Origin of the sequence: Pseudomonas sp. 29 (genome assembly GCF_002754355.1) — a bacterium.
Classification (GTDB): Bacteria; Pseudomonadota; Gammaproteobacteria; order Pseudomonadales; family Pseudomonadaceae; genus Aquipseudomonas; species Aquipseudomonas neuropathica.
In genome coordinates, this window is the sequence record NZ_PEEY01000001.1 from 3,283,834 (window position 1) to 3,309,565 (window position 25,732).

Below are 25,732 nucleotides of genomic sequence, written 5' to 3' on the forward strand. Positions count from 1 at the left end.
CTGGTCGACCTTAAAATCCGGGCAATAAAAAAGGCCTCCCGAAGGAGGCCTCTTTCACTCACGCCGCGTAGCGCAGCGCTACCGGATCAGCAGCTGTAGTACAGCTCATATTCCAGTGGGTGTACGAAGGTGCGAACCTTGATTTCTTCTTCCGATTTCAGCGCGATGTAAGCGTCGATGAAGTCGTCGGAGAACACGCCGCCCTTGGTCAGGAACGCGCGGCCCTTGTCCAGCTCTTCCAGGGCTTCTTTCAGGCTGCCGCAAACTTGTGGAATCTCTTTCGCCTCTTCAGGCGGCAGGTCGTACAGGTTTTTGTCAGCTGCGTCGCCTGGGTGGATCTTGTTCTGGATACCGTCCAGACCGGCCATCAGCAGAGCTGCGAAGGCCAGGTACGGGTTGGCAGCCGGATCCGGGAAGCGTGCTTCGATACGGCGGGCTTTCGGGCTCGACACGTAAGGAATACGGATCGAAGCGGAACGGTTGCGGGCCGAGTAGGCCAGCATTACCGGAGCTTCGAAGCCTGGTACCAGACGCTTGTAGGAGTTGGTCGCCGGGTTGGTGAAGCCGTTCAGGGCCTTACCGTGTTTGATGATGCCGCCGATGAAGTACAGAGCGGTATCGGACAGGCCGGCATAGCCTTCACCGGCGAAGGTGTTCTTGCCGTCTTTCCAGATCGACATGTGTACGTGCATGCCCGAACCGTTGTCGCCGTACAGTGGCTTCGGCATGAAGGTCGCAGTGCGGCCGTAAGCGTCAGCAACGTTGTGGACAACATACTTCAGGGTTTGGGTTTCGTCGGCTTTCTTCACCAGGGTGTTGAACTTGACGCCGATTTCGTTCTGGCCGGCAGTCGCCACTTCGTGGTGGTGAACTTCGACGGTCAGACCCATTTCTTCCAGTGCGTTGCACATGGAGGTACGGATTTCGTGGTCGTGGTCGAACGGCGGAACCGGGAAGTAGCCGCCTTTGACGCCTGGACGGTGACCTTTGTTGCCACCTTCGATGTCCTGGTCGGACATCCACGAACCTTGCTCGGAGTAGATCTTGAACATCGAGCCGGAGATGTCCGACTTGAATTTCACCGAGTCAAAGATGAAGAACTCAGGCTCCGGACCGGCGAACACGGTGTCACCGATACCGGTGGCTTTCAGGTGTTCTTCGGCGCGCTTGGCGATCGCACGTGGGTCGCGGTCGTAGCCTTGCATGCTCGAAGGTTCGATGATGTCGCACACCAGGATCAGGGTGGCGTCTTCGGTGAACGGGTCGAGAACGGCAGTTTCGTCAACCGGCATCAGGATCATGTCGGAGGCTTCGATGCCTTTCCAGCCAGCAATGGAGGAACCGTCGAACATCTTGCCGACTTCGAAGAAGTCTTCATCCAGCGCATCGCGAGCCGGCATGGTCACGTGGTGCTGAGTGCCTTTGGTGTCCGTGAAGCGCAGATCAATCCACTTGACGTCATGATCTTTGATGAGTTGAACCGTCTTCGACATATGTCCTCCGGGTGGCTTCGGGCTTGGTAGTGGATGCCCTTGAATTTGGGTGATGCCGGCGCGAATACTCTGCCAAGGCAACCTGCCTCACAAGGGAGCAAATTGCATGCCAGTGCCCCAGCATGGGTTTTTTGCCCCAAATTCACGCTTATAAAGGTGCAAAGCACCTGATTGTGGAAAATCTCGCCCTCTAATGTAGCGTCTTGAGTCAGGAATGACCTGTTTTGGTGCGTGAAAAACCTTCTGCACATTAACTGGTTAAACCTTGAGCAATTTCCGCTATAATCCGCGCCCCCCTTTTTCGGCTGGCCGTTCGCGCGCTGTTTTCATGAAACTAATCGTAAAAGTCTTCCCCGAGATCACCATCAAAAGCCGACCTGTCCGGACGAAGTTCATCCGCCAGTTGGCCAAGAACATCCGCACCGTGCTCCGTGACCTGGACCCGGCCGTGGTGGTGAACGGTGTGTGGGACAATCTCGAGCTGGAAACCCGCGTTACCGACCCCAAAGCCTTGAAAGAGATGGGTGAGCGCCTGACCTGCATGCCGGGCATCGCGCACTTTCTGCAGATCGACGAGTACCCGCTGGGCGACTTCGACGACATCACCGAGAAGTGCAAACAGCACTACGGCGATGCACTGGCCGGGAAGATTTTCTCGGTGCGCTGCAAGCGCGCGGGCAAGCACACCTTCAGCTCGATGGACGTCGAAAAATACGTCGGCAGCAAGCTGCGCCGTGAGTGCGGTGCCGCTGGTATCGACCTGAAAGCACCGGAAATCGAAGTCCGCATCGAAGTTCGCGACAAACGGTTGTTTGTCATTCACAGCCAGCACAACGGCATCGGCGGTTACCCGCTCGGTGCGTTGGAGCAGACGCTGGTATTGATGTCCGGCGGCTTTGACTCAACCGTTGCGGCGTACCAGATCATTCGTCGCGGCCTGATGACGCACTTCTGCTTCTTCAATCTGGGCGGTCGTGCCCATGAATTGGGCGTGATGGAAGTCGCGCATTTCATCTGGAAGAAGTACGGCAGCTCGCAACGCGTGCTATTTGTCAGTGTTCCGTTCGAAGAAGTGTTGGGCGAAATTCTCGGCAAAGTCGATAACAGTCATATGGGCGTCGTATTGAAGCGTATGATGTTGCGCGCGGCTTCCAACATCGCCGATCGCCTGCACATCGAAGCGCTGGTCACCGGCGAGGCGATCTCCCAGGTGTCGAGCCAGACCCTGCCGAATCTGTCGGTGATCGACTGCGTGACCGACAAACTGGTCCTGCGTCCGCTGATCGTGGCGCACAAGCAGGACATCATCGACACGGCCAATGAGATCGGCACCGCCGATTTCGCCCGGCACATGCCGGAGTACTGCGGGGTCATTTCGGTCAATCCGAAGACGGCCGCCAAACGCGGTCGCGTTGAGCACGAAGAGAAAGAATTCGACATGGCGGTGCTCGAGCGTGCGCTCGAAAACGCCAAACTGGTGCCGATCGATCGGGTGATCGACGAATTGGGCCAGGACGTACAGATTGAAGAAGTCAGCGAAGCACTGGCCGGTCAGATCGTGATCGACATCCGTCACCCGGATGCCGCCGAGGATGAGCCGCTGGAACTCGCTGGCGTAGAAGTACAGACGATGCCGTTCTACGCAGTGAACGCTCGTTTCAAGGAGCTGGATCCGACTCGCCAGTACCTGCTGTATTGCGACAAAGGCGTGATGAGTCGCCTGCATGCTCACCATTTGCTCAGTGAGGGGCATGCCAATGTGCGCGTTTATCGACCGAGCTAAGTGCCCGGGGCTGTTTGCCTGTGGCCTGCGTCACCGGCCCCCCGACACCGCCGTCAAGCTGTAACGGCCATGCCGGACACTACTGCTAATCGCTGCCAAGACTTGTCAGCAAACCGAATCCTCTGATCGAGATACACAAGTGATCGAAAATCTACGCAACATCGCCATCATTGCCCACGTTGACCATGGTAAGACCACCCTGGTAGACAAACTCCTGCGTCAATCCGGCACCCTGGAGCGCAACGAGCTCAACGACGAGCGCGTGATGGACTCCAACGACCAGGAAAAAGAGCGCGGTATTACCATTCTGGCGAAAAACACCGCCATCAACTGGAACGGCTACCACATCAACATCGTGGACACCCCGGGCCACGCCGACTTCGGCGGCGAAGTTGAACGTGTAATGTCGATGGTTGACTCCGTTCTGCTGCTGGTTGACGCTCAAGACGGCCCTATGCCGCAAACCCGTTTCGTGACCAAGAAGGCTTTCGAAGCCGGCCTGCGTCCAATCGTGGTGATCAACAAGGTTGACCGTCCAGGCGCACGTCCGGACTGGGTTCTGGACCAGATCTTCGACCTGTTCGACAACCTCGGTGCGACCGAAGAACAACTGGACTTCCAGGTTGTTTACGCTTCGGCCCTGAACGGCATTGCCGGTCTGGATCACACCGCCATGGCGGAAGACATGACTCCGCTGTACCAAGCGGTAGTCGACCACGTTCCGCCTCCGGCCGTTGACCGTGACGGCGCGTTCCAGATGCAGATCTCCGCTCTGGACTACAACAGCTTCCTGGGTGTTATCGGTGTTGGCCGTATCGCTCGTGGCCGCGTCAAGCCGAACACCCCGGTTGTGGCGATCGGTGCCGACGGCAAGCGCCGTAACGGCCGTATCCTGAAACTGATGGGTCACCACGGTCTGCACCGCATCGACGTTGAAGAAGCTGCAGCAGGCGATATCGTTTGCATCAGCGGTATGGACTCGCTGTTCATCTCCGACACCCTGTGCCACCCGGACACTGTCGAGGCGATGAAGCCTCTGACCGTTGACGAGCCAACCGTTTCGATGACCTTCCAGGTAAACGACTCGCCATTCTGCGGTAAAGAAGGCAAGTTCGTGACGTCCCGCAACATCAAGGACCGTCTGGACAAAGAGCTGCTGTACAACGTTGCACTGCGCGTTGAAGAAGGCGACACCGCTGACAAGTTCAAGGTTTCCGGCCGTGGTGAGCTGCACCTCTCGGTACTGATCGAAACCATGCGTCGCGAAGGCTTCGAGCTGGCCCTGGGCCGTCCTGAAGTGATCATTCGTGAAGTGAACGGCGTTAAACAAGAACCGTTCGAAAACGTGACCATCGACATCCCTGAAGAAGCTCAGGGCAAGGTCATGGAAGAGATGGGTCTGCGTAAAGGCGACCTGAGCAACATGGTGCCGGATGGCAAGGGCCGTGTTCGTCTGGAGTACAACATCCCTGCTCGCGGTCTGATCGGTTTCCGTAACCAGTTCCTGACCCTGACCAACGGTGCTGGCATCCTGACCTCGATCTTCGATCGCTACGACACCGTCAAGTCGGGCCACATGTCCGGCCGTCAGAACGGCGTTCTGGTTTCGGTTGAAACCGGCAAGGCACTGACCTACTCGCTGGAAACCCTGCAGGCTCGTGGCAAGCTGTTCGTAGAACACGGCCAGGAGATCTACAACGGTCAAATCGTTGGTCAGAACAGCCGCGACAACGACCTGGGTGTAAACCCGACCAAAGGCAAGAAGCTCGACAACATGCGTGCTTCGGGTAAAGACGAAACCATCGCTCTGGTACCACCTGTTCGCTTCACTCTGGAACAGGCTCTGGAATACATCCAGGAAGACGAGCTGTGCGAAGTTACTCCTAAGTCCATCCGTCTTCGCAAGAAGATCCTGGACGAAAGCGAGCGTACCCGCGCTGCCAAGAAAGCCAAGGCGTAATTTAGCCTGAGCTTGAAAAAACGCCCCCGGTCGCGAGACCGGGGGCGTTTTTGTTTGTCTGGGATAAGTGTGTTGAAGCTGAAAAGCCCCTCACCCTAGCCCTCTCCCAGAGGGAGAGGGGACTGACCGAGTTGTTCTTTGGCTTTGCATCGACCTGAGTAATCGAGTCGACCTCAGGTTTGGAAGCGACAGAGATCGGCTCCCTCTCCCTCGGGAGAGGGCTGGGGTGAGGGGCTGGGGTTTAACGGCTACCGAAGAACTCAGCGTCGTTCAGAAGCGCTCTATCGCGCGGAAATTCTGCACGCGCTCAACTTCCTTCGGCTTATAAGCGCAATACCCCGGACGCGGTCCGATCTTCGGGTGATTGCGGCAGGTATCCGGGCGCTTGTCATAAATGGTGCACAAGCGGCTCTTACGATCCAGGTAGTAGCAATCGTTGTTGCTCATGCGCTGCAGGGTAAAGATGCCGGACTTCTGGTTGAAGCGCTCGACCAGGCCTTCCTTTTGCAGACGCTTGGCGATGTTCTTCGGCGGATCGCCCAGTTCGAATTCGTCGACCACGCCAATGCGCACCAGATCCTTGATCTTTACTTCGACCGGCAGCGTGCAGCAGCTGGACATGCAGGAACCGCACATCGGGGCCGAATATTTCGCCCACGTATCGAGACGATCGATCTCGGCGGCGGCAATCAGGTTGGGCTTCATCATCGGGAGTTACCAGGCGTGTGTGCATCAGGGCGCGCGATCATACCGGGACTGGTGGATTTTTGAACAACCTTTCGCCAGATTTTTTCTCCATGCAGGCACATTGCCGGACAATTCGGCACGGCCCCTGCATTCATTAGCCCATCCGCCAGGGTAATGCCGGGCCATCGCACCGTCTCAGGAAAAACTGCCGAACCAGCGCCGCGACCGTCGGTCAGACCGTCTAGGCTCAGACAATTCCCGCTCGCTCGAGGTCCTATTGATGACTCAAGAACCACTAGTTCGCGAAGCAGAGGTGGCCGCATTCCGCGACGCCGTCCTGACCAAGCTCACCTACGCGGTGGGCAAAGACCCCGACCACGCCTTCGACCATGACTGGTTCGAAGCCATCGCTTTGGCGGCGCGTGATCATATGGTCGAGCACTGGATGGACCACACCCGGCAGATCTACCGCAAAGGTCAGAAACGGGTGTATTACCTCTCGCTGGAATTCCTCATCGGCCGCTTGCTCTACGACAGCCTGAGCAATCTTGGCTTGCTCGACGTCGCCCGTGAAGCGCTGACTGAACTCGGTGTCGACCTGGAGCGTATCCGTTTGCTGGAACCTGATGCAGCGCTCGGTAACGGTGGCCTCGGTCGTCTGGCCGCGTGCTTCATGGAAAGCATGTCGACCCTCGGCATCGCCGGCCACGGTTATGGCATTCGGTATGAGCACGGCTTGTTCCGCCAGGCCATCGTCGACGGCTGGCAGCAGGAACAGACCGAGCACTGGCTGGATTTCGGCAACCCGTGGGAGTTCGAGCGGCCAGAGGTCGTCTACTCCATCGGCTTCGGCGGCAGCGTCGAAACCGTCACCGACATCTCCGGCAAGTCCAAACAAGTCTGGTCGCCGGCAGAAACTGTCCGCGCGATCGCTTATGACACGCCGGTCGTTGGCTGGCGCGGGGCGAGCGTCAATACACTGCGCCTCTGGCGTGCGCGCGCCATGGAAGATTTGCACCTGGAGCGTTTTAACGCCGGTGACCACTTGGGCGCTGTCGCCGAAGTGGCCCGGGCCGAAAGTATCTCCCGCGTGCTCTACCCGGCGGACAGCACCGAAGCGGGGCAGGAGCTGCGCCTGCGTCAGGAATACTTCTTTGTCGCCGCTTCGCTTCAGGATCTGCTGCGCCGTCATCGCAACATGCACACCTCGGTGCTGACCCTGGGTGATCACGCGGCGATTCAGCTCAACGACACGCACCCCTCGATTGCTGTCGCCGAATTGATGCGCCAACTGGTCGACGTCTACGACGTGGCTTGGGATGCGGCGTGGCAAGTCACCGTCGACACGCTGTCGTATACCAACCACACGTTGCTGCCGGAAGCGCTGGAAACCTGGCCGGTGGGCTTGATGGAGCGCATGCTGCCGCGACATATGCAGATCATTTATCTGATCAATGCTCAGCACATCGACTCGCTGCGCGCCAAAGGCATTCACGATTTCGACGTGCTGCGCGCGGTGTCGCTGATCGAAGAAGACAACGGTCGCCGTGTGCGCATGGGTAACCTCGCGTTCCTCGGTTCGCACAGCGTCAACGGCGTGTCCGGACTGCATACGCAACTGATGCGCAAAACCGTGTTTGCCGAACTGCACAAGCTCTATCCCGAGCGGATCAACAACAAAACCAACGGCATTACCTTCCGCCGTTGGCTGTTCCAGGCCAACGCTGAACTGACCTCGATGCTGGTCGACTCGCTGGGTCCCGAGGTGCTGGATAACCCCGAAGAGCGCCTGCTCGATCTCGAACCGTTCGCCGAGAAAACCGCATTCCGCAAAGCCTTTGCCGAGCAACGGCTGCACAGCAAGAAAGCCCTGGCGTATCTGATTCACGAACGCTTGGGCATCGCGGTCAATCCGGCGGCGATGTTCGATGTACAGGTCAAACGCATCCACGAATATAAACGTCAGTTGCTCAACCTGTTGCACACCGTGGCGCTGTATCAGGCGATTCGCGCCGAGCCGGAAGTCGACTGGGTGCCGAGGGTGAAAATCTTCGCCGGTAAAGCGGCGGCGAGTTATCACCAGGCCAAACTGATCATCAAACTGACCAACGACATCGCTCGGGTGGTGAACAACGACCCGACCGTGCGCGGCCTGCTGAAAGTGGTGTTCCTGCCCAACTACAACGTCAGCCTGGCGGAGAGCATCATTCCGGCGGCGGACTTGTCCGAGCAGATTTCCACTGCCGGCTTCGAAGCATCAGGCACCAGTAACATGAAGTTCGGCCTCAACGGCGCGCTGACCATTGGCACACTGGACGGCGCCAACGTGGAAATGTGCGAACGCATCGGGGCCGAGCACATGTTTATCTTCGGTCTCAGCGCGCAGCAGGTGGAAGCGCGTAAACAGAATCACGAGTTCAGTGCGTTGCCAGACATTGCTGCATCCCATCGCTTGAACGATGTGCTGCAGGCGATTCGCGGCGGGGTGTTTTCGCCGGATGACACCTCGCGCTATACCGGGCTGATCGATTCGCTGGTGGATTACGACCGCTTCCTGGTCTGCGCCGACTTCGACTCCTACTGGGAAGCGCAGAAACGCGTTGAGGCGCACTGGCACGACTCCAACAACTGGTGGCGTTCAGCAGTACTCAACACGGCGCGGATGGGCTGGTTCTCGTCTGACCGGACGATTCGTGAGTACGCCACGGATATCTGGAAAGCGTTGGAGTAACTTTCCGCAACAAATCTGCGCAAGGCCCAACGTTTGTTGGGCCGGATCGATATACTGAGCGCCGGTTACCGGTAGCTCCAGTCACCACCAATCCAATGTGGGAGCGAGCCTGCTCGCGAAGCGGTTGTCTTGTTAAACAGAAATGTTGGCTGACAAACCGCTTTCGCGAGCAGGCTCGCTCCCACAGGGTTTGTGCCTAGACTGAAGCAATCGCCGGACTCGCCCCGTCTTGGGGCTGCTTAGGGATATCGACCATGCAATGGATGTTCATGTTGATCGGGCTGGTGCTCGGCTGGCTGCTCGACGAGTCGTTCAGTGATGCGCTATTGGGCGCGTTTCTGGGGCTGGTGATCGGGCAGACGATCCGCATCGCGCGGCTTGGTTCGCTGGCACTGGAGCAGCAACGTCAACTTGAGCAGGCGAAGGTCGCTTTGCAGGGCGTCGAACAGCGCCTGTTTCTGCTCGAAGGTGCCCCGGTTCGTGCCGCGCCGCCACCGGGTCCCGAACCTGTTGCTGAACCAGTCACAGTCGTAGAAGCAGCTCCAGCACCTGAACTGGTCTGGGAACTGCCGCCCGAACTCGAACCGATTTCCGCCGTCGCCAGCGAAACCAGCCAACCGCTGCCCGCTGATGTCTGGCGCCTTGATGCCGTGACGCCCGAACCGCAACAACCTGCCGAACCCCGTGGCCCGAACCTCATCGAACGCGGCATAAGTGCTGCGCGCAATTGGCTGTTTGGCGGCAACACCGTGCTGCGGGTCGGCGTGGTGTTGCTGTTTTTCGGTCTGGCATTCCTATTGCGCTACGCCACCGAAGGCATGGTCGTGCCGATCGAGTTGCGTTACGCCGGTGTCGCGGCGGCCGCGTTGGGCCTGCTCGCGCTGGGTTGGTGGCTGCGCCGGCGCAACAGCAATTACGCGCTAATGCTGCAAGGCACCGGGATCGCGGTGCTGTATTTGACGGTGTTTGCGGCCATGCGCCTGCACCCGTTGCTCGATCCGTCTGCTGCGTTGGGATTGCTGGTCGCGGTGACGGTGTTCTCGGCGATTCTGGCGATCACTCAGGATGCTTTAGGGCTGGCGGCTGCGGCGGCATTGGGCGGTTTCGCGGCGCCGATCCTGACCTCGACCGGCGCCGGCAACCACGTCGCGCTGTTCAGCTATTTCGCGCTACTCAATGCTGGCATTCTTGCCATCGCCTGGTTCAAGGCCTGGCGTCTACTCAACCTGATCGGCTTCGTCGGCACCTTTGGCATCGGCTTCGCCTGGGGCCTGCGTTCGTACGCGCCGGAGCTGTTGTGGAGCACCGAACCGTTCCTGATTCTGTTCTTCCTGATGTACCTCGCCATCGGCCTGCTGTTCGCCCGCCGCAAGTTGCTCGACATGCTCGACGCACCTGCGGATGGCGATCGCGAAGCGTTGCTGCACTGGTCGGCGCGCAAGGGCGATTACGTCGACGGCACGATGCTGTTCGGACCGCCGATCATTGGCTTCGGATTGCAGTTTGCGTTGGTGCAGCATATGGAATTTGCCGTAGCGTTCAGTGCGCTGGCGCTAGGCATGATCTACATGGCACTGGCCAAGGTGTTGATGGGTGGCCGGGCGGTTCTGCTGGGCGAAACCTGTCTGGCGCTCGGAGTGATTTTTGCCAGTCTGGCGATCCCGCTGGGACTCGATGCGCGTTGGACCTCGGCGGCGTGGGCGGTGGAAGGCGCGGGGATTTTCTGGCTCGGTTTGCGTCAGCATCGACCGTTCGCCCGGGCGTTTGCCTTGCTGCTGCAACTGGGTTCCGCGTTGGCGTTCCTCAGTCAGTTGCGCGTCGGCGAGAGCAGTCTGCTTGACGGTGCTCCGCTGGGTGCGCTGATGCTCGGCATTGCGTTGCTGTTCAGTTTCTATCAATTGCGCAAGGCCACGCCGGAACAAGCCTCGCCTTGGGAGCGTCAAGGCTTGCCGGTGTTGGCGTGTCTGGGCCTGACCGTCCTCTATCTGCTGGCGCCGCTGTTCTTCTTCGTTCAAGCCACGGCGATCAGTTGGGCGCTGGCCGGGCTGGCAACTCTGTTGGTCGGTCTGCGCATTCAATCGCGCACGTTCCTGTTCAGCGCGTTTGCCGTGCAGTTGCTCGGCGGTGCGTTATTCCTGTTGCGTCTGCAAGGCGCGGGCGAGGATTCGGCGGCGGTGTTCAGCGCCGGCTGGAGCGGGTTGCTCAGCGCGTCGTTGATCGGGCTGGCGTTGATCGCCGGCATGCTGTTGGCGGCTCGCGATGAAATGGTGCGTGGCGATGTGCGTCTGTTACGCGGTTTGTCGGTGGTGCTGCTGGCCGGTCTGGTGCTGATCAATCTGGCGGTGCTGTTCGTGCTGCCATGGCAAACGGCGAGTGCGGTGTGGGCCGCGAGTGGTTTGCTGATCATCTGGCTGAGCCTGTACCTCAAGCAGCGCGTAAGTTTTGTCTTTGGTCTGCTGTTGCAGTTGATTGGTGGCGCGGCGTTTTTGCTGGCCGGCCCCGAGTTGCTTGGGCCACTGTCCAGCGAAGGCCTGAAACCGTTGGCCCATGGCGGATTCTGGACACCGCTGGTACTGGGCTTGGCTGCGATGATCGGTGCCTGGCGCCTGCAACTGGGCAATCACGCCTCGGCATTCGATGCGTTGAGTTTGCAGCGCTTGTCAGAAGTGTTGCTGCTGTGGGGTGCCGGTTGGTGGGCGTTGGCGTGGGTCAGCGAGGTGCTGCGTTTTGCTGCGCCGAATCTGCAAGGCCCGTTGTTACTGCTGGTCGCCGCTTTGAGCGTGGCGCTGTGGACGCTGTTGTCGCTGCGCTTGAAATGGCCGGCGCTGGGCCTGCTTTGCACCTTGTTGATTCCGGCTGCGGCGCTGGTGCTGCTCGGGGCCTGGCATTCGCGTTATCACCCGGCGGCCGATTTCGGTTGGCTGGCGTGGGCAGCAGTGTTCGCCGTGCATTTCTTCAGCTTGCGACGTTTGGCGCCGATGTTGCCGGCGCGCGCCTTGAGCGCGGCGCATGTGCTCGGCTGCTGGCTGCTGATTGGCGTGCTGGCGTTGGAGTTGCGCTACGGTCTGCTGCTGTTGTCCGAGCAATACAACGCCTGGCGTTGGCTGGGCTGGGCGATTCTGCCGAGCCTGTATCTGCTGCTGGCGGCGGCACCGCGCAGTTGGCCGTGGCCGGTGGCGGCATTCCCTCGCGAGTACCGTTTGTACGCCGCTGCGCCGTTGGCGGTGTTGATGCTCGCATGGTTCTGGCTGGCGAATGGTGTCAGCGATGGCAACGCCGAGCCGCTGCCATACGTGCCGCTGCTCAATCCATTGGAGCTGGGTTTGTTGTTCGCATTGTTCGGTGTTTACGTCTGGTCGCGCAGCGCGGTTTCGCAGCTGTCGATTCGCCAGGACTACGCCGATTACGCGACGCAACTGGTCGCCGGGGTTTCGCTGTTCGCCTTTTGCACCGCGTTGGTCACCCGCGCGGCGCACCATTGGGCCGGCATCCCGTTCGAGCTGGATACGTTGCTCGCCTCAATGCTGGTGCAGGCCGGGTTGTCGATCGTCTGGACGCTGATGGCGCTGGGGTTGATGATCGGCGGCCATCTGCGCCATCGCCGCGAAGTGTGGCTGATCGGCGCGGCGCTGATTGCGTTGGTGGTGGCCAAACTGATTTTTGTCGAATTGAGCAACCGTGGCGGTCTCGCCCGGATCGTCTCGTTTATCGGTGTCGGCGTGTTGCTGCTGGTGGTCGGCTATTTCGCGCCACTGCCGCCCAAACGCGTCGACGCTGAACCGGCGGCGGACAAACCGGCCCCGGACACCGAAGGAGTTTCATCTTGAGTCGCATGCGAAATCTGGGTTGGTTGGCGTTGGGCGTGGTGATGGCGGCCGGCGCTCAGGAAAAACCGGCGGACTTCGCCACGCAGGTGCCGCTGTCAGTCACTGGCAACGGTCCGTGGTACCGCCTCGAATTGCCGTTGAGCGTGCAATTGCAGGCACGCCAGACCGATCTCAGTGATCTGCGTGTGTTCAACGCTGCCGGCGAAGCGCAGGCCTACGCCTTGGCGCGCGAATCAGCGCAGACCCGGGACGACGGCCGCTTGCATGAGGTGAAATGGTTCCCGCTGTACAACGCCGCCGACGCCAGCGAACGCGCGCCGAATGTGCGTGTGCAATCGACCACCAACGGCACGCTGGTCGAGGTGCAGCCGTCCAGTCAGTTGGAAGCGGGTGAAGAGGTGCTGCGTGGCTGGCTGCTGGATGCCAGCGCGATCAAGGCGCCGTTGCAGCAGTTGATCCTCGACTGGACCAGCGAGCGCGACGGCTTCCAGCGCTTCAGCATTGAAGCCAGCGACGATCTGCAACACTGGCAAACGTGGGGCGAGGGGCAGGTCGCGCGGCTGACCTTTTCCGATGAGCGCATCGAGCAGCACGAAGTGACGCTGCCGGGGCAGTCGGCGCGTTATGTGCGGTTGTTGTGGGAGTCGCCGAACTCGGCGCCGATCCTGGCGTCGGCGCAGCTGAAAAGCAGTGATCCGCGCAATGTGCCGCTGCCTTTGGTCTGGTCGCCGGCATTGGCCGGCAGCAGCTCCAAGGCCGGGGAATACACCTGGCAGTTGCCGATGGGGCTGAATGTCGAGCGCGTGCAGGTCGAGCTGAAACAGCCGAACAGCCTGGCGCCGGTGACGCTGGCGGGGCGTCGCGAAAGCAGCTTGCCGTGGCAGACGTTGGGCAATGGCTTGCTCTATCGCCTGAGCCAGAATGGTCAGGATGTGGTGCAGAACGAATTGCCGCTCTACGGGCAGACCGTGCAGCAGTTGAAACTGAGCGTGGATGAGCGTGGCGGTGGTTTGGGTGAGCAGGCGCCGGGTCTGAAATATGCGGTGCGGGCGACGCAGGTGGTTTTCCTCGCGCGGGGCGAGGGGCCGTACAGTCTGGCGGTGGGCAATGCGACGGTGAAGACAGCGAACTTGCCGTTGGCGACGCTGATTCCGGATTTCAAACCGGAGAAGCTGGCGGGGTTGGGTAAGGCTGTGGTTCAGGGTGAGGTGGTGGCTACGCAGACTTCTACGGCGACTACGGCGGCGGTGGCTGAGACCAATTGGAAGAAGATCGGCCTGTGGGCGGTGTTGTTGTTGAGTGTGGTTTTTCTCGGGGCGATGGCGTTCAGCCTATTGCGCAAGCCGCCGACCAACACCTGAGAAAGGCTGGCGCTGCGCGCCATTCGCTAGCAGGCTAGCTCCCACAGTGGATCTGCAGTGGACGCCAATTGTGTGTTCACTCAAATCCCCCTGAGGGAGCGAGCCTGCTCACGAAAGCGGTATCTCAATCAATACATATCCCAAACCGATCGGCCTTCGTCGGATTTCGGACTACGCTAAATCCGCTACCTGAACTCTCCCCCGACAATCACGTCTCATACAGGCAAATACACCCCAACGCACGTTACCGGGCGTCTTCGCTCGCTACGTTTTCAGACTCCCTGTAAACTGCGCGGGTTTTTAGCCCCCCATTCCACCGGAGCCGTCCATGTCCCGCGTTACCCTGAGTCGCTATTTGATTGAGCAGACCCGCAGCAATAACACTCCTGCCGATCTGCGTTTCCTGATCGAAGTGGTCGCGCGTGCTTGCAAAGAAATCAGCCACGCCGTGTCCAAAGGCGCCCTGGGTGGTGTTCTGGGCAGCATGGGCACTGAAAACGTCCAAGGCGAAGTGCAGAAGAAGCTCGACGTGATCTCCAACGAGATCCTGCTCGAAGCCAACGAATGGGGTGGTCACCTGGCCGGCATGGCGTCCGAAGAAATGGACAACGCCTACCAGATCCCGGGCAAATACCCGAAAGGCGCGTACCTGCTGGTATTCGACCCACTGGACGGCTCGTCGAACATCGACATCAACGCCCCGGTCGGCACCATCTTCTCGGTACTGCGTTGCCCGAACGAATACCTGAGCCAGAACGAGCCGCTGAACGAAAAAGCCTTCCTGCAGCCAGGCACCCAGCAGGTTGCTGCCGGTTACGCGATCTACGGCCCGCAAACCATGCTGGTACTGACCTTGGGCGACGGCGTGAAGGGCTTCACCCTCGATCGTGAAATGGGCAGCTTCGTGCTGACCCACGAAGACATCACCATTCCTGAATCGACCCAGGAATTCGCGATCAACATGTCCAACCAGCGTCACTGGGAAGCCCCGGTACAACGTTACGTTGGCGAGTTGCTGGCCGGTGAAGAGGGTCCGCTGAAAAAGAACTACAACATGCGTTGGGTCGCGGCGATGGTGGCCGACGTACACCGCATCCTGACCCGTGGCGGTCTGTTCATGTACCCGCGCGACAGCCGCGAGCCATCCAAACCAGGCAAACTGCGTCTGATGTACGAAGCCAACCCGATGTCGTTCCTGGTGGAACAAGCGGGCGGCGCGTCCACTGACGGTCACCAGCGCATCCTCGACATTCAGCCGGACGGTCTGCACCAGCGTGTAGCGGTGTTCCTCGGTTCGAAAGAAGAAGTCGCCCGCGCTACGGCCTACCACAAGGAATAAACCATGACCGCGCCCTGGCAGCCGTTGCTCGATTGGTGGTTCGGACATGCCGAATCCCCCGACGAGATAGCGGCTGACAAGGGCAAGTTGTGGTTCGGTAAGCGAGACAGCCAAGACCTCGAAGCGCGTGAGCGTTTCGGGGTCTTTGTCGATCAGGCCCTGGCCGGCGAATTGACCGCGTGGACGCAACGTCCCGAAGGTTGGCTGGCGGTGGTGTTATTGCTCGATCAACTGCCGCGAATGATCTTTCGCGACACCCCAAAAGCGTTTTCCGGCGATCTGCGCGCGCAGAAACTCGTTGCCCAAGGCATTGCGGCGGATTTTGATCGGCAGTTGAAACCGATTCAGCGTGTGTTTATTTATCTTGTGTTTGAGCACTGCGAGAATCTTGCGGTGCAGAACGAGGCGGTTTCCAGGTTTATCGAACTGGTGGCTGAACAGCCGGAAGCGGAGCGGGCGGTGTTTGCGGATAATCTGGATTATGCCGAGCGGCATCGGAAAGTGATTGCGCGGTTTGGCCGGTTTCCGCATCGCAATGCGGTGTTGGGGCGGGAGTCTACGGCGGAGGAGTTGGTGTTTCTTTCCGAGCCGGGTTCACGGTTTTAAGAGCTTTCCCTCACCCTAGCCCTCTCCCGGAGGGAGAGGGGACTGACCGAGTTGTCTGGTCTTGATACATCGACCTGCAATTTCTGAGTCGAACTCAGGTCTGGAAAATCCCCCGATCGGCTCCCTTTCCCCCTCGCCCCCCTTGGGGGAGAGGGCTGGGGTGAGGGGATAAAGCCCTTGATCTTAAATGCGGAAACTACCCACCAATTGCTTCAGCCGCGCCGCCTGCTGCTCCAGATCCGAGCACGCCCGCAACGTCGCCTGCAAGTTCTCCACACCTTCCTGATTCAGCGTGTTGATCTCGTTGATATCGACATTGATCGACTCGACCACCGCCGTCTGCTCTTCAGTCGCCGTCGCTACCGACTGGTTCATCCCGTCGATCTCACCGATACGCTGAGTCACGCTACCCAATCGCTCACCGGCCTGGTTGGCGATACCGACACTGCTTTCACTCTCACGCTGGCTCTCGGTCATGATGCTGACCGCCTGACGCGCGCCGACCTGCAGCTCTTCGATCATCTTTTGCACTTGCTGCGCCGAATCCTGGGTGCGGTGGGCGAGGTTGCGCACTTCATCTGCGACCACGGCGAAACCACGCCCAGCTTCACCGGCACGCGCTGCTTCGATCGCGGCGTTGAGCGCGAGCAGATTGGTCTGCTGGGAAATGCTGGTGATCACTTCGAGAATCTGGCCGATGTTCACCGTGTTGCTGTTCAGGGTTTCGATGTTGCCGCAGGAATCGCTGATCTTCGCCGACAGCTGTTGCATGGCCTGGATGGTTTTATCCACAACCTGCTGACCGTCGACCGCGAGGCTGCGGGCATCGCTGGAGTGCTGCGAGGCGAGGGCGGCGTTCTGGGCGATTTCCTGGGCGGCGGCGCCGAGTTGGTTGATCGCGGCGGCGACGCTGTTGGTACGGCTGGACTGCTGATCGGAGTTGTACATCGACGAGTTCGACGCCGCGACTACGCGCAGGGCGACTTCGTTGACCTGGCCGGTGGCCGAAGACACTTCACGGATCGAGGTGTGAATGCGCTCGACGAAACGGTTGAACGAGGTGCCTAGCGCGCCGAACTCGTCGTTGCCGTGGATCACCAGACGTTTAGTCAGGTCGCCTTCACCTTCGGCGATGTCGTGCATCGCGCGGCCCATGGTCAGCAACGGTTGCATCAGCACGCGAATGAGCATGCCGAGCAGGGCGATGATGATCACCACGGCAATAACCATGGCGATCAGCGCCGAGGTGCGGAATTCGCTGAGCATTGCGAACGCGGTGTCTTTATCGAGTACCAGCGCCACGTACCAGTCGGCCGACGGCACGCCGTTGATGTGGGTGAAGGAGATCAGTTGGGTTTTGCCGTCGAGCTCGACTTCTTTCAGACCCGGGCTGACTTTCGGCGCACCATTGGGATAGGCCTCGGCAAGGGTCTTGAGTACCAGTTTGCTGTCCGGGTGGATCAGGATCTTGCCGTCGGCACTGACGATGAATGCGTGACCGTGGCCACCGAAGTTCAGCGAGTTGATGATCGCGCTGACGCTGGTCAGGTCGATGTCGGCACCGGCGACGCCGAGCATCTGGCCCTGGCGCTGAACAGGTGTTGCGACAGTGATCACCAGTTTGCCCGAGGACGCGGCGATGTACGGTTCGGTGACGATGGTCTGTTGTGCGCTGTTTGCCGCTTTGTACCAGCCACGTGCACGCGGATCGTAATCCGGCGCGCGATTGCCGGCCGGCACCGAGAACATCACGCCGTCAGCGCCGCCGAAATAGCTGAGCTGGAAATTGCCGGTGTAGGCGGGCAGGTCGATGATGCGTTTCAGGCTGGCGGGAGCGTTACCGTCGACGGCGACTTGCTGCGACAGCGATTGCAGCAATTGAATGCGGCTTTCCAGCCAGGTTTGGATGTTGCTGGTGGTCAGGCTGCCCAGCTCCTGCATCGAGGCTTCGGTGCTGCTGTTCAAGGCTTCGCGCTGTCGATAGTCGTTGAAGAAAATGAAACAGGCGAACGCAATGGCCACCACGAGGGCGGCAGCCAACAAGATCTTGTGGCTGAATTTCATGTTTCTGGTCATCGAATGAACTACCGCGAAGGGGCTGGTCAAGAAAGGGCGGCAATTTGCCACACTCTGGGGCTTTGCGCTGCTTTTATGTCGACCGCGTTGCGCCAAAGATTAGGCGTCTTTGGCGAAATGCGACGAAATGCTCAATAGCGTTAAAAAGTGGCTGATTTATCGGCAAATGCCGGACGAGCGGGCTAATAAATAGCCGTCCAGCCACGGAACCAGATGAGGGTTTTCTCTTCTAAGCTTCTGGTTGGCACCATGCCATCCCCCCTCGTTCCAGGAGTTACACCATGTCGCTGCGATCTCTCGCCCTTCTGTCGTTTTGCGTGCTGTTGGCCGCATGCAGCAAGGTCAATCAGGAAAACTATTCGAAGCTCTCGGCCGGTATGGCCAAGGCCGAAGTCGAGACTCTGCTCGGCAAGCCCACCGATTGCTCGGGCGCGCTCGGCATGTCCAGTTGCACTTGGGGCGACAAGAACAGCTTTATCAGCGTGCAGTACGCCGGTGACAAAGTGCTGATGTTTTCCGGCCAAGGCCTGAAGTAAACCGGGGCTTCGCGCCCACGGAGAAGAAAAATGAAGCGGTTATTGCTGATCCTTTTTGCCGGCCTGGTACTGGCCGGCTGCGCCACTTCCGGCGTCGACCCGTTGGCGCCGAAAACCGTCAACAGCGTCAATCTCAAGCGCTATCAAGGCACCTGGTACGAGCTGGCGCGCTTGCCGATGTACTTCCAGCGCAATTGCGCGCAGTCCGAAGCCCATTACACCCTCAAGCCGGACGGCAATGTCGCGGTGCTCAATCGCTGCCTGACACCGGACTGGCAATGGGAAGAAGCCAAGGGCACGGCTTATCCACAGGTGCCGGGCAAGACCGACAAGCTGTGGGTCGAATTCGATACCTGGTTCTCACGTCTGATTCCGGGTGTGGCGAAAGGTGAATACTGGGTGTTGTACGTCAGCGATGACTACAAGACCGCCATCGTCGGCGACCCGAGTCGCAAGTACATGTGGTTGCTGTCACGCACGCCGACTGTCAACGGCGTGGTGCGTGAAGAGCTGCTGAGCAAGGCGCGTCAGCAGGGTTATGACACCACGCGACTGATCTGGCGTGCGACAGATCGGCAGATGGCCAAGACCTCAAACTAAAGAACACCACAAAACCAATGTAGGAGTGAGCCTGCTCGCGATAGCGTTGTGTCAGAGCACCAATAAGTGACTGACACACTGCGATCGCGAGCAGGCTCACTCCTACATTTGGTTATGCGTCAGCCGAGGAGGTCGCGCAGGACTTGGGTGAACGCTCGCGCACTGGCTTCTTCCCCGGCATGTCGACCATCGCGCACCACCCACTGACCATTGACCAACACGTCGCGCACCTGCCGATCGCCACCGGCAAACAACCAGCGATTCAAAATCCCGTCGCCATTGGCCGTCGCCAGATACGGGTCATTGCCATCGAGCACGATCCAGTCTGCACGCTTGCCCACTTCCAGCGCCCCGATCGGCTGCCCCAACGCCTGCGCACCGCCATCCAGCGCCGCGTCATACAACGTGCGCCCGACCATCGGCTGATCTGCACCGTACAAACGGTTACGCCGCTGATCGCGCAGACGCTGACCATATTCCAGCCAACGCAATTCCTCCACCACGCTGAGCGACACATGGCTGTCGGAACCGATACCCATGCGCCCACCCTGAGCGAGGAAATCCACCGCCGGGAAGATCCCGTCGCCCAGATTTGCTTCGGTGGTCAGACACAGACCGGCAATGGCGCGACTCTTGGCCATCAGCGTGACTTCTTCAGGGTTGGCATGAGTGGCGTGGACCAGGCACCAGCGCTGATCGACTTCGGCATTTTCATACAGCCATTGCAGCGGACGCCGACCGCTCCAGCTCAGGCAGTCGTCGACTTCCTTCTGCTGTTCGGCGATGTGGATGTGCACCGGGCATTGCTTGTCGCTGGCGGCCAGTACTTCGCTGATCTGCTGCGGCGTTACCGCGCGCAACGAGTGGAAGCACAGGCCCAGCGATTGCGCCTTTTGCTGCGCCAACATTGGCTGCAGGCGCGATTGCAGATTCAGGTAATTTTCGGTGCTGTTGATAAAGCGGCGTTGGCCATCGTTGGGCGTCTGGCCACCGAAACCGGAATGGCTGTAGAGCACCGGCAACAGGGTCAGACCGATGCCGCTTTCACTCGCAGCCTGGCTGATGCGCAAGGCCAGTTCAGCCGGGTCGGCGTAAGGCTGACCATTGTTGTCGTGGTGCACGTAGTGAAATTCAGCGACGGAGGTATAACCGGCCTTGAGCATTTCGATGTACAGCTGACGGGCAATCACGCCGAGTTGATCCGGGCTGATTTTTCCGACGAGCCGATACATCAGATCGCGCCACGTCCAGAAACTGTCGTTCGGATTGCCGGCCACTTCAGCCAGACCCGCCATCGCCCGCTGGAAGGCGTGGGAGTGCAGATTCGGCATGCCCGGCAGCAGCGGGCCGCTCAGCCGTTCGGCGCCGTCTGCGGTGGAATCGGCCTGAATCTGGGTCAGCAGGCCATCGGCGCTGACCTCAAGACGTACATTGTTGGCCCATCCGTTAGGCAGCAGCGCGCGTTCGGCAAAGAAGGCGGACATGGTTCGGCACCCCATCGTGTGTTATTTGTATATACATATACAGACGTTTGCCTGCCCGGTAAACTCCGGCAAGCTAGCCACTTTCACCAATGAACAGGGATCAACCGTGCCGACTCCGCCTCCAGTCTCCCCGTTGGCCGCGAACATGGGCGACAGTCCGGCGCCCTTGTACGCCCGCGTCAAACAGATGATCACCCAGCAGATCGACAGCGGAAACTGGCCGCCGCACTACCGCGTGCCGTCCGAAAGCGAGCTGGTCAATCAACTCGGTTTCAGCCGCATGACCATCAACCGCGCCCTGCGCGAGATGACTGCCGATGGTCTGTTGGTGCGCATGCAAGGCGTCGGCACCTTTGTCGCCGAACCGAAGAGCCAGTCTGCGCTGTTCGAAGTGCACAACATCGCCGACGAAATCGCCTCCCGTGGCCATCGCCATACCTGCCAGGTCATCACTCTTGAAGAAGAGGCTGCCGGTTCCGAGCGCGCGCTGGCGCTGGACATGCGTGAAGGGCAGAAGGTGTTCCACTCGCTGATCGTGCATTACGAAAATGATATTCCGGTGCAAATCGAAGACCGTTTCGTCAACGCACTGGTCGCGCCGGAATACCTCAAGCAGGATTTCACTCTGCAGACACCTTACGCGTATCTCAATCAGGTGGCGCCGCTGACTGAGGGCGAGCACGTGGTTGAAGCGATTCTGGCCGAGCCCTCCGAGTGCAAGTTGCTGCAGATTGAAAAATGCGAGCCGTGTTTGCTGATTCGTCGCCGCACGTGGTCAGGGCGCCAGCCGGTTACCGCCGCTCGACTGATTCACCCAGGTTCCCGTCATCGTCTGGAAGGACGCTTTCATAAATGACTCAAGTGAAGGTTTTACGCGCCGAAGGCTACCCGCGCATGCCGTGGAAAAACGGTGGCGGCAGCACTGAAGAAATCACCCGTGACGCGGGGGCCGGCCTGGACGGTTTTGGCTGGCGCCTGTCGATTGCCGACATCGCTGAGTCGGGTGGTTTTTCGACGTTCGCCGGTTACCAGCGGGTGATCACCGTGTTGCAGGGTGACGGCATGACCTTGTGCGTTGACGGCGACGATACGCGGCCGCTGTTACCGCTCGACCCGTTTGCTTTCAGTGGTGAGAGCCAGGTGTCGTGCACGCTGTTAGGCGGTGCGATTCGCGATTTCAACCTGATCTATGCGCCGCAGCGTTACAGCGCGCGGTTGCAGTGGCTGGACGGTGAGCAGCGGCTCTTCAGTTCGGCGGGAACGGTGCTGGTGTTCAGTGTCAGTGAGCTGCTGCAAGTGCAGGTTGGTGACAGTGTTTCGCAGTTGGGGCGACATGACTGTCTGCAACTGGACGGCAACAGCGGGCTGGTCGAAGTTGCCGTTGATGCGGGTTGCTGTGTCATTGAGCTGACTGCCCGCTGATTGAAAAATCTTAAAAGATCGCAGCCTTCGGCAGCTCCTACAATGGGATTGATGTACGCCCTGTAAGAGCTGCCGAAGGCTGCGATCTTTTGCTTTTGGGGTGTTCCCAACCCACGCACCAACTTGTTACCGAACGCCCCAGCGTGGCGCAAAACCACGCTCACGTAACAAAGTCCCGTCGCCCTGAATCATCCCCACGAAAAAATTTCATCCACGCCCGAACCCTTGATTCAGGCGCCCTCCAGCCGTGCCCAGGATTTTTCTTGAACACCCCTCCAACAAGTTGGCCGCTTGATTGCATATGCTTGTATGTACAAGTAAAGACGTATGCGTATGAGTTGTTCGAGACTCTCCGCAGCGTCCACTGATTCGCTTGTCGCGCAGCGAAGCGCACAGGCTGCTTGCCCACTGCCAGGGTTGGTTTGAATTGATCGCTGAGGAGTCTTTTTCGTGACTGACAATAAGCCTACAAAGTTTCGTAACGTCGAGATCCGCGCTGCCCGCGGTAATAAGCTGACCGCCAAGAGCTGGCTGACTGAAGCGCCGCTGCGCATGCTGATGAACAACCTTGACCCGGAAGTCGCCGAGAACCCGAAAGAGCTGGTGGTTTACGGTGGTATCGGTCGCGCCGCGCGTAACTGGGAGTGCTACGACAAAATCGTCGAGAGCCTGACCAACCTGAATGACGACGAGACCCTGCTGGTGCAATCCGGCAAGCCGGTCGGCGTGTTCAAGACCCACAGCAACGCCCCGCGTGTACTCATCGCCAACTCCAACCTCGTCCCGCACTGGGCGAGCTGGGAACACTTCAATGAGCTCGACGCCAAAGGCCTGGCCATGTACGGCCAGATGACCGCGGGCAGCTGGATCTACATCGGCAGCCAGGGCATCGTTCAAGGCACCTACGAAACCTTCGTTGAAGCCGGTCGCCAGCACTACAACGACAACCTCACCGGCAAGTGGGTGTTGACCGCTGGCCTCGGTGGCATGGGCGGCGCACAACCTCTGGCGGCAACCCTCGCCGGCGCTTGCTCGCTGAACATCGAATGCCAACAAGTCAGCATCGATTTCCGCCTGAAAAGCCGTTACGTCGACGAGCAGGCCAAAGACCTCGACGACGCCCTGGCGCGCATCGACAAATACACCAAAGAAGGTAAAGCGATTTCCATCGCGCTGCTGGGTAACGCCGCAGAAATCCTCCCGGAACTGGTCAAGCGCGGCGTACGCCCGGACATGGTCACCGACCAGACCAGCGCCCACGATCCGCTCAACGGTTACCTGCCGGCGGGCTGGACCTGGGACGAATACCGCGCCCGCGCCAAGACCGAACCGGCCGCTGTGATCAAAGCCGCCAAGCAGTCGATGGCGGTGCACGTCAAAGCGATGCTGGAATTCCAGAAGCAAGGCATTCCGACCTTCGACTACGGCAACAACATCCGTCAGATGGCGCAGGAAGAAGGCGTCGAAAACGCCTTCGACTTTCCGGGTTTCGTACCGGCCTACATCCGTCCGCTGTTCTGCCGTGGCATCGGCCCGTTCCGTTGGGCGGCGCTGTCGGGCGATCCACAAGACATCTACAAAACCGACGCCAAGGTCAAAGAGCTGATCCCCGACGACGCCCATCTGCACAACTGGCTGGACATGGCCCGCGAGCGCATCAGCTTCCAGGGGCTGCCGGCACGTATCTGCTGGGTTGGTTTGGGCCTGCGCGCCAAGCTCGGTCTGGCCTTCAACGAAATGGTCCGCAGCGGCGAGCTGTCGGCGCCGATCGTGATCGGTCGCGACCACCTCGACTCCGGCTCGGTCGCTAGCCCGAACCGTGAAACCGAATCGATGCAGGACGGTTCCGACGCTGTGTCCGACTGGCCACTGCTCAACGCTCTGTTGAACACCGCGAGCGGCGCGACCTGGGTTTCCCTGCACCACGGCGGCGGCGTCGGCATGGGCTTCTCGCAGCACTCGGGCATGGTGATTGTTTGCGACGGTACGGACGAAGCGGCCGAGCGTATTGCGCGCGTACTGCACAACGACCCGGCCACCGGTGTCATGCGTCACGCCGATGCCGGTTACCAGATCGCCATCGACTGCGCCAAGGAACAGGGGCTGAACCTGCCGATGATTACCGGCGGTAAGTAACACGCTTTGGCTTTATGTGGGAGCGAGCTTGCTCGCGAAAGCAATCTGTCAGCCAGCACAGATGTTGACTGTGCTGGCCTATTCGCGAGCAAGCTCGCTCCCACAGAAAAGCAGCACTACCGAAGCTCAGTGAACTATTAAAACAATCCACAGAGGTTGAATCATGGCTGTTAACACCGATCGTGCAGGCAACAAACCGTTGATCGAGAGGCGTTCGATCGACTACATCCCGGAAGCGGAAAGACACGGTCGTCTGTTTAGCCAGTTCACCCTGTGGATGGGTGCGAATCTGCAAATCACCGCGATTGTCACTGGGGCCCTGGCCGTGGTGCTGGGCGGTGATGTGTTCTGGTCGTTGATTGGTCTGTTGATCGGTCAATTGCTCGGCGGCGGGGTGATGGCGTTGCACGCTGCGCAAGGGCCGAAACTGGGTCTGCCGCAGATGATTTCCAGTCGCGTGCAGTTTGGCGTTTACGGCGCGGCAATCCCGATTGTGCTGGTGTGCCTGATGTACCTGGGTTTCACCGCGACGGGCACCGTGCTTTCCGGTCAAGCGTTGGGCCAGTTGTTTAACGTCAGTGACAGCGTCGGCATCCTGATTTTTGCCAGCGTCATCGTGCTGGTGACGGTGCTCGGTTATCGGGTGATCCACTGGATCGGCCGTGTTGCCAGCGTGATTGGCGTGATCGCTTTCGTCTTCCTGTTCTGGCGCCTGATGAGCCAGACCGACGTCGGCGCACTTCTGCAAATTCGTCATTTCAGCTGGAGCAGCTTCCTCCTCGCGGTGTCGCTCGCGGCCTCCTGGCAGATCGCTTTCGGCCCCTACGTGGCTGACTATTCCCGTTACCTGCCGAGCAACACCTCGGCGGTAAAAACCTTCTTCGCCGCCGGTGCTGGTTCAGTGGTCGGCGCGCAAGTGGCGATGATCCTCGGCGTGTTCGCTGCGGCTTCGGCCAACGGCCAGTTCGCCGGTCATGAAGTTGCTTACATCGTCGGTCTGGGCGGCACCGGTGCCACCGCTGCGCTGCTGTACTTCAGCATCGCGTTCGGCAAGGTGACCATCTCGACGCTGAACTCCTACGGCAGCTTCATGTGCATCGCGACCATCATCAGTGGTTTCAAAGGCCACCTGACCGTTACGCGCATGCAGCGTCTGGTGTTCGTGCTGGTGATTGTCGGCGCAGCGACCCTGATTGCACTGCTTGGTCAGCACTCGTTCCTCGGTGCGTTCAAGTCTTTCATCCTGTTCCTGCTCGCGTTCTTCACCCCGTGGAGCGCGATCAACCTGGTGGATTACTACTGCATCACCCGCGAGCGCTATGACGTGCCGGCGCTGGCCAATCCGAACGGTCGCTACGGGCGCTGGAACCTGCTCGGCATCAGCGTCTATGTGTTCGGTGTGCTGGTGCAGTTGCCGTTCATCTCCACCAAGTTCTACACCGGCCCGCTGGTGGCGGCCCTCGGTGATGTGGACATTTCCTGGATCATCGGTCTGGTGCTGCCGGCTGCCGTCTACTACGTGTGTGCAAAAAAATGGCACAGCGCGGTACCTGATCAACTGATTCTGCCGGTCGAGCAGAACAGCGTTGTACCACCTGAAAAAAGTGGGGCCGGGCGCGCTGCGGCGCAGGCCTGATTGGACGTGGACAGGGCTGGATGCCTCTTGACTGCCGTAAGCCAATTCATGATTA

Annotated in this window: 17 protein-coding genes and 1 pseudogene; 13 read left to right on the forward strand and 5 right to left on the reverse strand. The window is 59.7% G+C overall.

Annotated elements, in window-relative coordinates; all coding sequences use genetic code 11:
• Positions 1 to 86: 86 nt before the first annotated feature.
• Positions 87 to 1,493 (reverse strand): type I glutamate--ammonia ligase, encoded by a 1,407-nt coding sequence (gene glnA, locus CLU80_RS15310; protein WP_007909254.1) that lies wholly within the window; start codon positions 1,491 to 1,493, stop codon positions 87 to 89.
• A gap of 328 nt (positions 1,494 to 1,821) precedes the next feature.
• Between glnA and thiI the strand changes: the two genes are divergently transcribed.
• Positions 1,822 to 3,276 (forward strand): tRNA uracil 4-sulfurtransferase ThiI, encoded by a 1,455-nt coding sequence (gene thiI, locus CLU80_RS15320; protein ID WP_095047172.1) that lies wholly within the window; start codon positions 1,822 to 1,824, stop codon positions 3,274 to 3,276.
• A gap of 139 nt (positions 3,277 to 3,415) precedes the next feature.
• Positions 3,416 to 5,236 (forward strand): translational GTPase TypA, encoded by a 1,821-nt coding sequence (typA, locus tag CLU80_RS15325; RefSeq protein WP_034153003.1) that lies wholly within the window; start codon positions 3,416 to 3,418, stop codon positions 5,234 to 5,236.
• Between the two features lie 270 nt (positions 5,237 to 5,506).
• Here the strand turns inward: typA and CLU80_RS15330 are convergent, their stop codons facing one another.
• Positions 5,507 to 5,944 carry a YkgJ family cysteine cluster protein gene (locus CLU80_RS15330; RefSeq protein WP_093430042.1) on the reverse strand — a complete coding sequence of 146 codons (438 nt, stop codon included), beginning with the start codon at positions 5,942 to 5,944 and terminating at the stop codon, positions 5,507 to 5,509.
• Between the two features lie 259 nt (positions 5,945 to 6,203).
• Here CLU80_RS15330 and CLU80_RS15335 point away from each other — a divergent pair, with 259 nt between their 5' ends.
• The 5 genes from CLU80_RS15335 (at position 6,204) to CLU80_RS15355 (ending at position 15,787) form a co-directional block, all read left to right on the forward strand.
• Positions 6,204 to 8,654 carry a glycogen/starch/alpha-glucan phosphorylase gene (locus CLU80_RS15335; RefSeq protein ID WP_099757751.1) on the forward strand — a complete coding sequence of 817 codons (2,451 nt, stop codon included), beginning with the start codon at positions 6,204 to 6,206 and terminating at the stop codon, positions 8,652 to 8,654.
• A gap of 254 nt (positions 8,655 to 8,908) precedes the next feature.
• Positions 8,909 to 12,481, forward strand: coding sequence for a DUF2339 domain-containing protein (locus CLU80_RS15340; RefSeq protein ID WP_099757752.1), 3,573 nt, complete (start codon positions 8,909 to 8,911; stop codon positions 12,479 to 12,481).
• Complete coding sequence (locus tag CLU80_RS15345) at positions 12,478 to 13,842, forward strand: DUF3999 domain-containing protein (protein ID WP_099757753.1); 1,365 nt, start codon at positions 12,478 to 12,480, stop codon at positions 13,840 to 13,842. Before CLU80_RS15340 ends, CLU80_RS15345 begins: the two co-directional genes overlap by 4 nt.
• A gap of 328 nt (positions 13,843 to 14,170) precedes the next feature.
• A complete protein-coding gene (locus CLU80_RS15350) occupies positions 14,171 to 15,181 on the forward strand; it encodes a class 1 fructose-bisphosphatase (RefSeq protein WP_093430046.1) in 1,011 nt (336 codons plus the stop codon).
• Between the two features lie 3 nt (positions 15,182 to 15,184).
• Positions 15,185 to 15,787, forward strand: coding sequence for a DUF924 family protein (locus CLU80_RS15355; RefSeq protein ID WP_093430047.1), 603 nt, complete (start codon positions 15,185 to 15,187; stop codon positions 15,785 to 15,787).
• 183 nt (positions 15,788 to 15,970) lie between these two features.
• Here the strand turns inward: CLU80_RS15355 and CLU80_RS30655 are convergent, their stop codons facing one another.
• Together CLU80_RS30655 and CLU80_RS30660 are read right to left on the reverse strand one after the other, a co-directional pair.
• On the reverse strand, positions 15,971 to 16,735 hold the full coding sequence (locus CLU80_RS30655; protein ID WP_371748298.1) for a methyl-accepting chemotaxis protein: 765 nt from the start codon (positions 16,733 to 16,735) through the stop codon (positions 15,971 to 15,973).
• A gap of 93 nt (positions 16,736 to 16,828) precedes the next feature.
• Positions 16,829 to 17,863, reverse strand: a pseudogene (locus CLU80_RS30660) (HAMP domain-containing protein); the annotation flags it as partial.
• 281 nt (positions 17,864 to 18,144) lie between these two features.
• Here CLU80_RS30660 and CLU80_RS15365 point away from each other — a divergent pair.
• Both CLU80_RS15365 and CLU80_RS15370 read left to right on the forward strand, forming a co-directional pair.
• The gene (locus tag CLU80_RS15365; protein ID WP_034152995.1) at positions 18,145 to 18,399 is read left to right on the forward strand and encodes a lipoprotein; all 255 of its coding nucleotides are present in this window, start codon (positions 18,145 to 18,147) and stop codon (positions 18,397 to 18,399) included.
• Positions 18,400 to 18,429: 30 nt separating this feature from the next.
• Positions 18,430 to 18,999, forward strand: a complete 570-nt coding sequence (locus CLU80_RS15370; protein ID WP_099757755.1) for a lipocalin family protein — start codon at positions 18,430 to 18,432, stop codon at positions 18,997 to 18,999.
• Positions 19,000 to 19,118: 119 nt separating this feature from the next.
• Here the strand turns inward: CLU80_RS15370 and CLU80_RS15380 are convergent, their stop codons facing one another.
• Positions 19,119 to 20,483, reverse strand: coding sequence for a formimidoylglutamate deiminase (locus tag CLU80_RS15380; protein ID WP_099757756.1), 1,365 nt, complete (start codon positions 20,481 to 20,483; stop codon positions 19,119 to 19,121).
• A 145-nt stretch (positions 20,484 to 20,628) separates the two neighbouring features.
• Between CLU80_RS15380 and hutC the strand changes: the two genes are divergently transcribed.
• The 4 genes from hutC (at position 20,629) to CLU80_RS15405 (ending at position 25,677) form a co-directional block, all read left to right on the forward strand.
• A complete protein-coding gene (gene hutC / locus CLU80_RS15385; RefSeq protein WP_286079823.1) occupies positions 20,629 to 21,339 on the forward strand; it encodes a histidine utilization transcriptional repressor HutC in 711 nt (236 codons plus the stop codon).
• A complete protein-coding gene (locus tag CLU80_RS15390) occupies positions 21,336 to 21,905 on the forward strand; it encodes a HutD/Ves family protein (protein WP_099757758.1) in 570 nt (189 codons plus the stop codon). Before hutC ends, CLU80_RS15390 begins: the two co-directional genes overlap by 4 nt.
• 450 nt (positions 21,906 to 22,355) lie before the next feature.
• Entirely contained in the window at positions 22,356 to 24,041 is a 1,686-nt protein-coding gene (hutU, locus tag CLU80_RS15395) for a urocanate hydratase (RefSeq protein ID WP_093430052.1), read from the forward strand.
• A 163-nt stretch (positions 24,042 to 24,204) separates the two neighbouring features.
• The gene (locus tag CLU80_RS15405) at positions 24,205 to 25,677 is read left to right on the forward strand and encodes a purine-cytosine permease family protein (RefSeq protein ID WP_093430053.1); all 1,473 of its coding nucleotides are present in this window, start codon (positions 24,205 to 24,207) and stop codon (positions 25,675 to 25,677) included.
• The last annotated feature ends 55 nt before the right edge of the window (positions 25,678 to 25,732 follow it).

What these genes read in the sequence shown, in the direction of transcription:
- glnA (WP_007909254.1), bottom strand. Translation starts at nt 1,493, where the DNA reads ATGTCGAAGACGGTTCAACTCATCAAAGATCATGACGTCAAGTGGATT.
- thiI (WP_095047172.1), top strand. Translation starts at nt 1,822, where the DNA reads ATGAAACTAATCGTAAAAGTCTTCCCCGAGATCACCATCAAAAGCCGA.
- CLU80_RS15330 (WP_093430042.1), bottom strand. Translation starts at nt 5,944, where the DNA reads ATGATGAAGCCCAACCTGATTGCCGCCGCCGAGATCGATCGTCTCGAT.
- CLU80_RS15335 (WP_099757751.1), top strand. Translation starts at nt 6,204, where the DNA reads ATGACTCAAGAACCACTAGTTCGCGAAGCAGAGGTGGCCGCATTCCGC.
- CLU80_RS15340 (WP_099757752.1), top strand. Translation starts at nt 8,909, where the DNA reads ATGCAATGGATGTTCATGTTGATCGGGCTGGTGCTCGGCTGGCTGCTC.
- CLU80_RS15350 (WP_093430046.1), top strand. Translation starts at nt 14,171, where the DNA reads ATGTCCCGCGTTACCCTGAGTCGCTATTTGATTGAGCAGACCCGCAGC.
- CLU80_RS15355 (WP_093430047.1), top strand. Translation starts at nt 15,185, where the DNA reads ATGACCGCGCCCTGGCAGCCGTTGCTCGATTGGTGGTTCGGACATGCC.
- CLU80_RS30655 (WP_371748298.1), bottom strand. Translation starts at nt 16,735, where the DNA reads ATGTACAACTCCGATCAGCAGTCCAGCCGTACCAACAGCGTCGCCGCC.
- CLU80_RS15365 (WP_034152995.1), top strand. Translation starts at nt 18,145, where the DNA reads ATGTCGCTGCGATCTCTCGCCCTTCTGTCGTTTTGCGTGCTGTTGGCC.
- CLU80_RS15370 (WP_099757755.1), top strand. Translation starts at nt 18,430, where the DNA reads ATGAAGCGGTTATTGCTGATCCTTTTTGCCGGCCTGGTACTGGCCGGC.
- CLU80_RS15380 (WP_099757756.1), bottom strand. Translation starts at nt 20,483, where the DNA reads ATGTCCGCCTTCTTTGCCGAACGCGCGCTGCTGCCTAACGGATGGGCC.
- hutC (WP_286079823.1), top strand. Translation starts at nt 20,629, where the DNA reads ATGGGCGACAGTCCGGCGCCCTTGTACGCCCGCGTCAAACAGATGATC.
- CLU80_RS15390 (WP_099757758.1), top strand. Translation starts at nt 21,336, where the DNA reads ATGACTCAAGTGAAGGTTTTACGCGCCGAAGGCTACCCGCGCATGCCG.
- CLU80_RS15405 (WP_093430053.1), top strand. Translation starts at nt 24,205, where the DNA reads ATGGCTGTTAACACCGATCGTGCAGGCAACAAACCGTTGATCGAGAGG.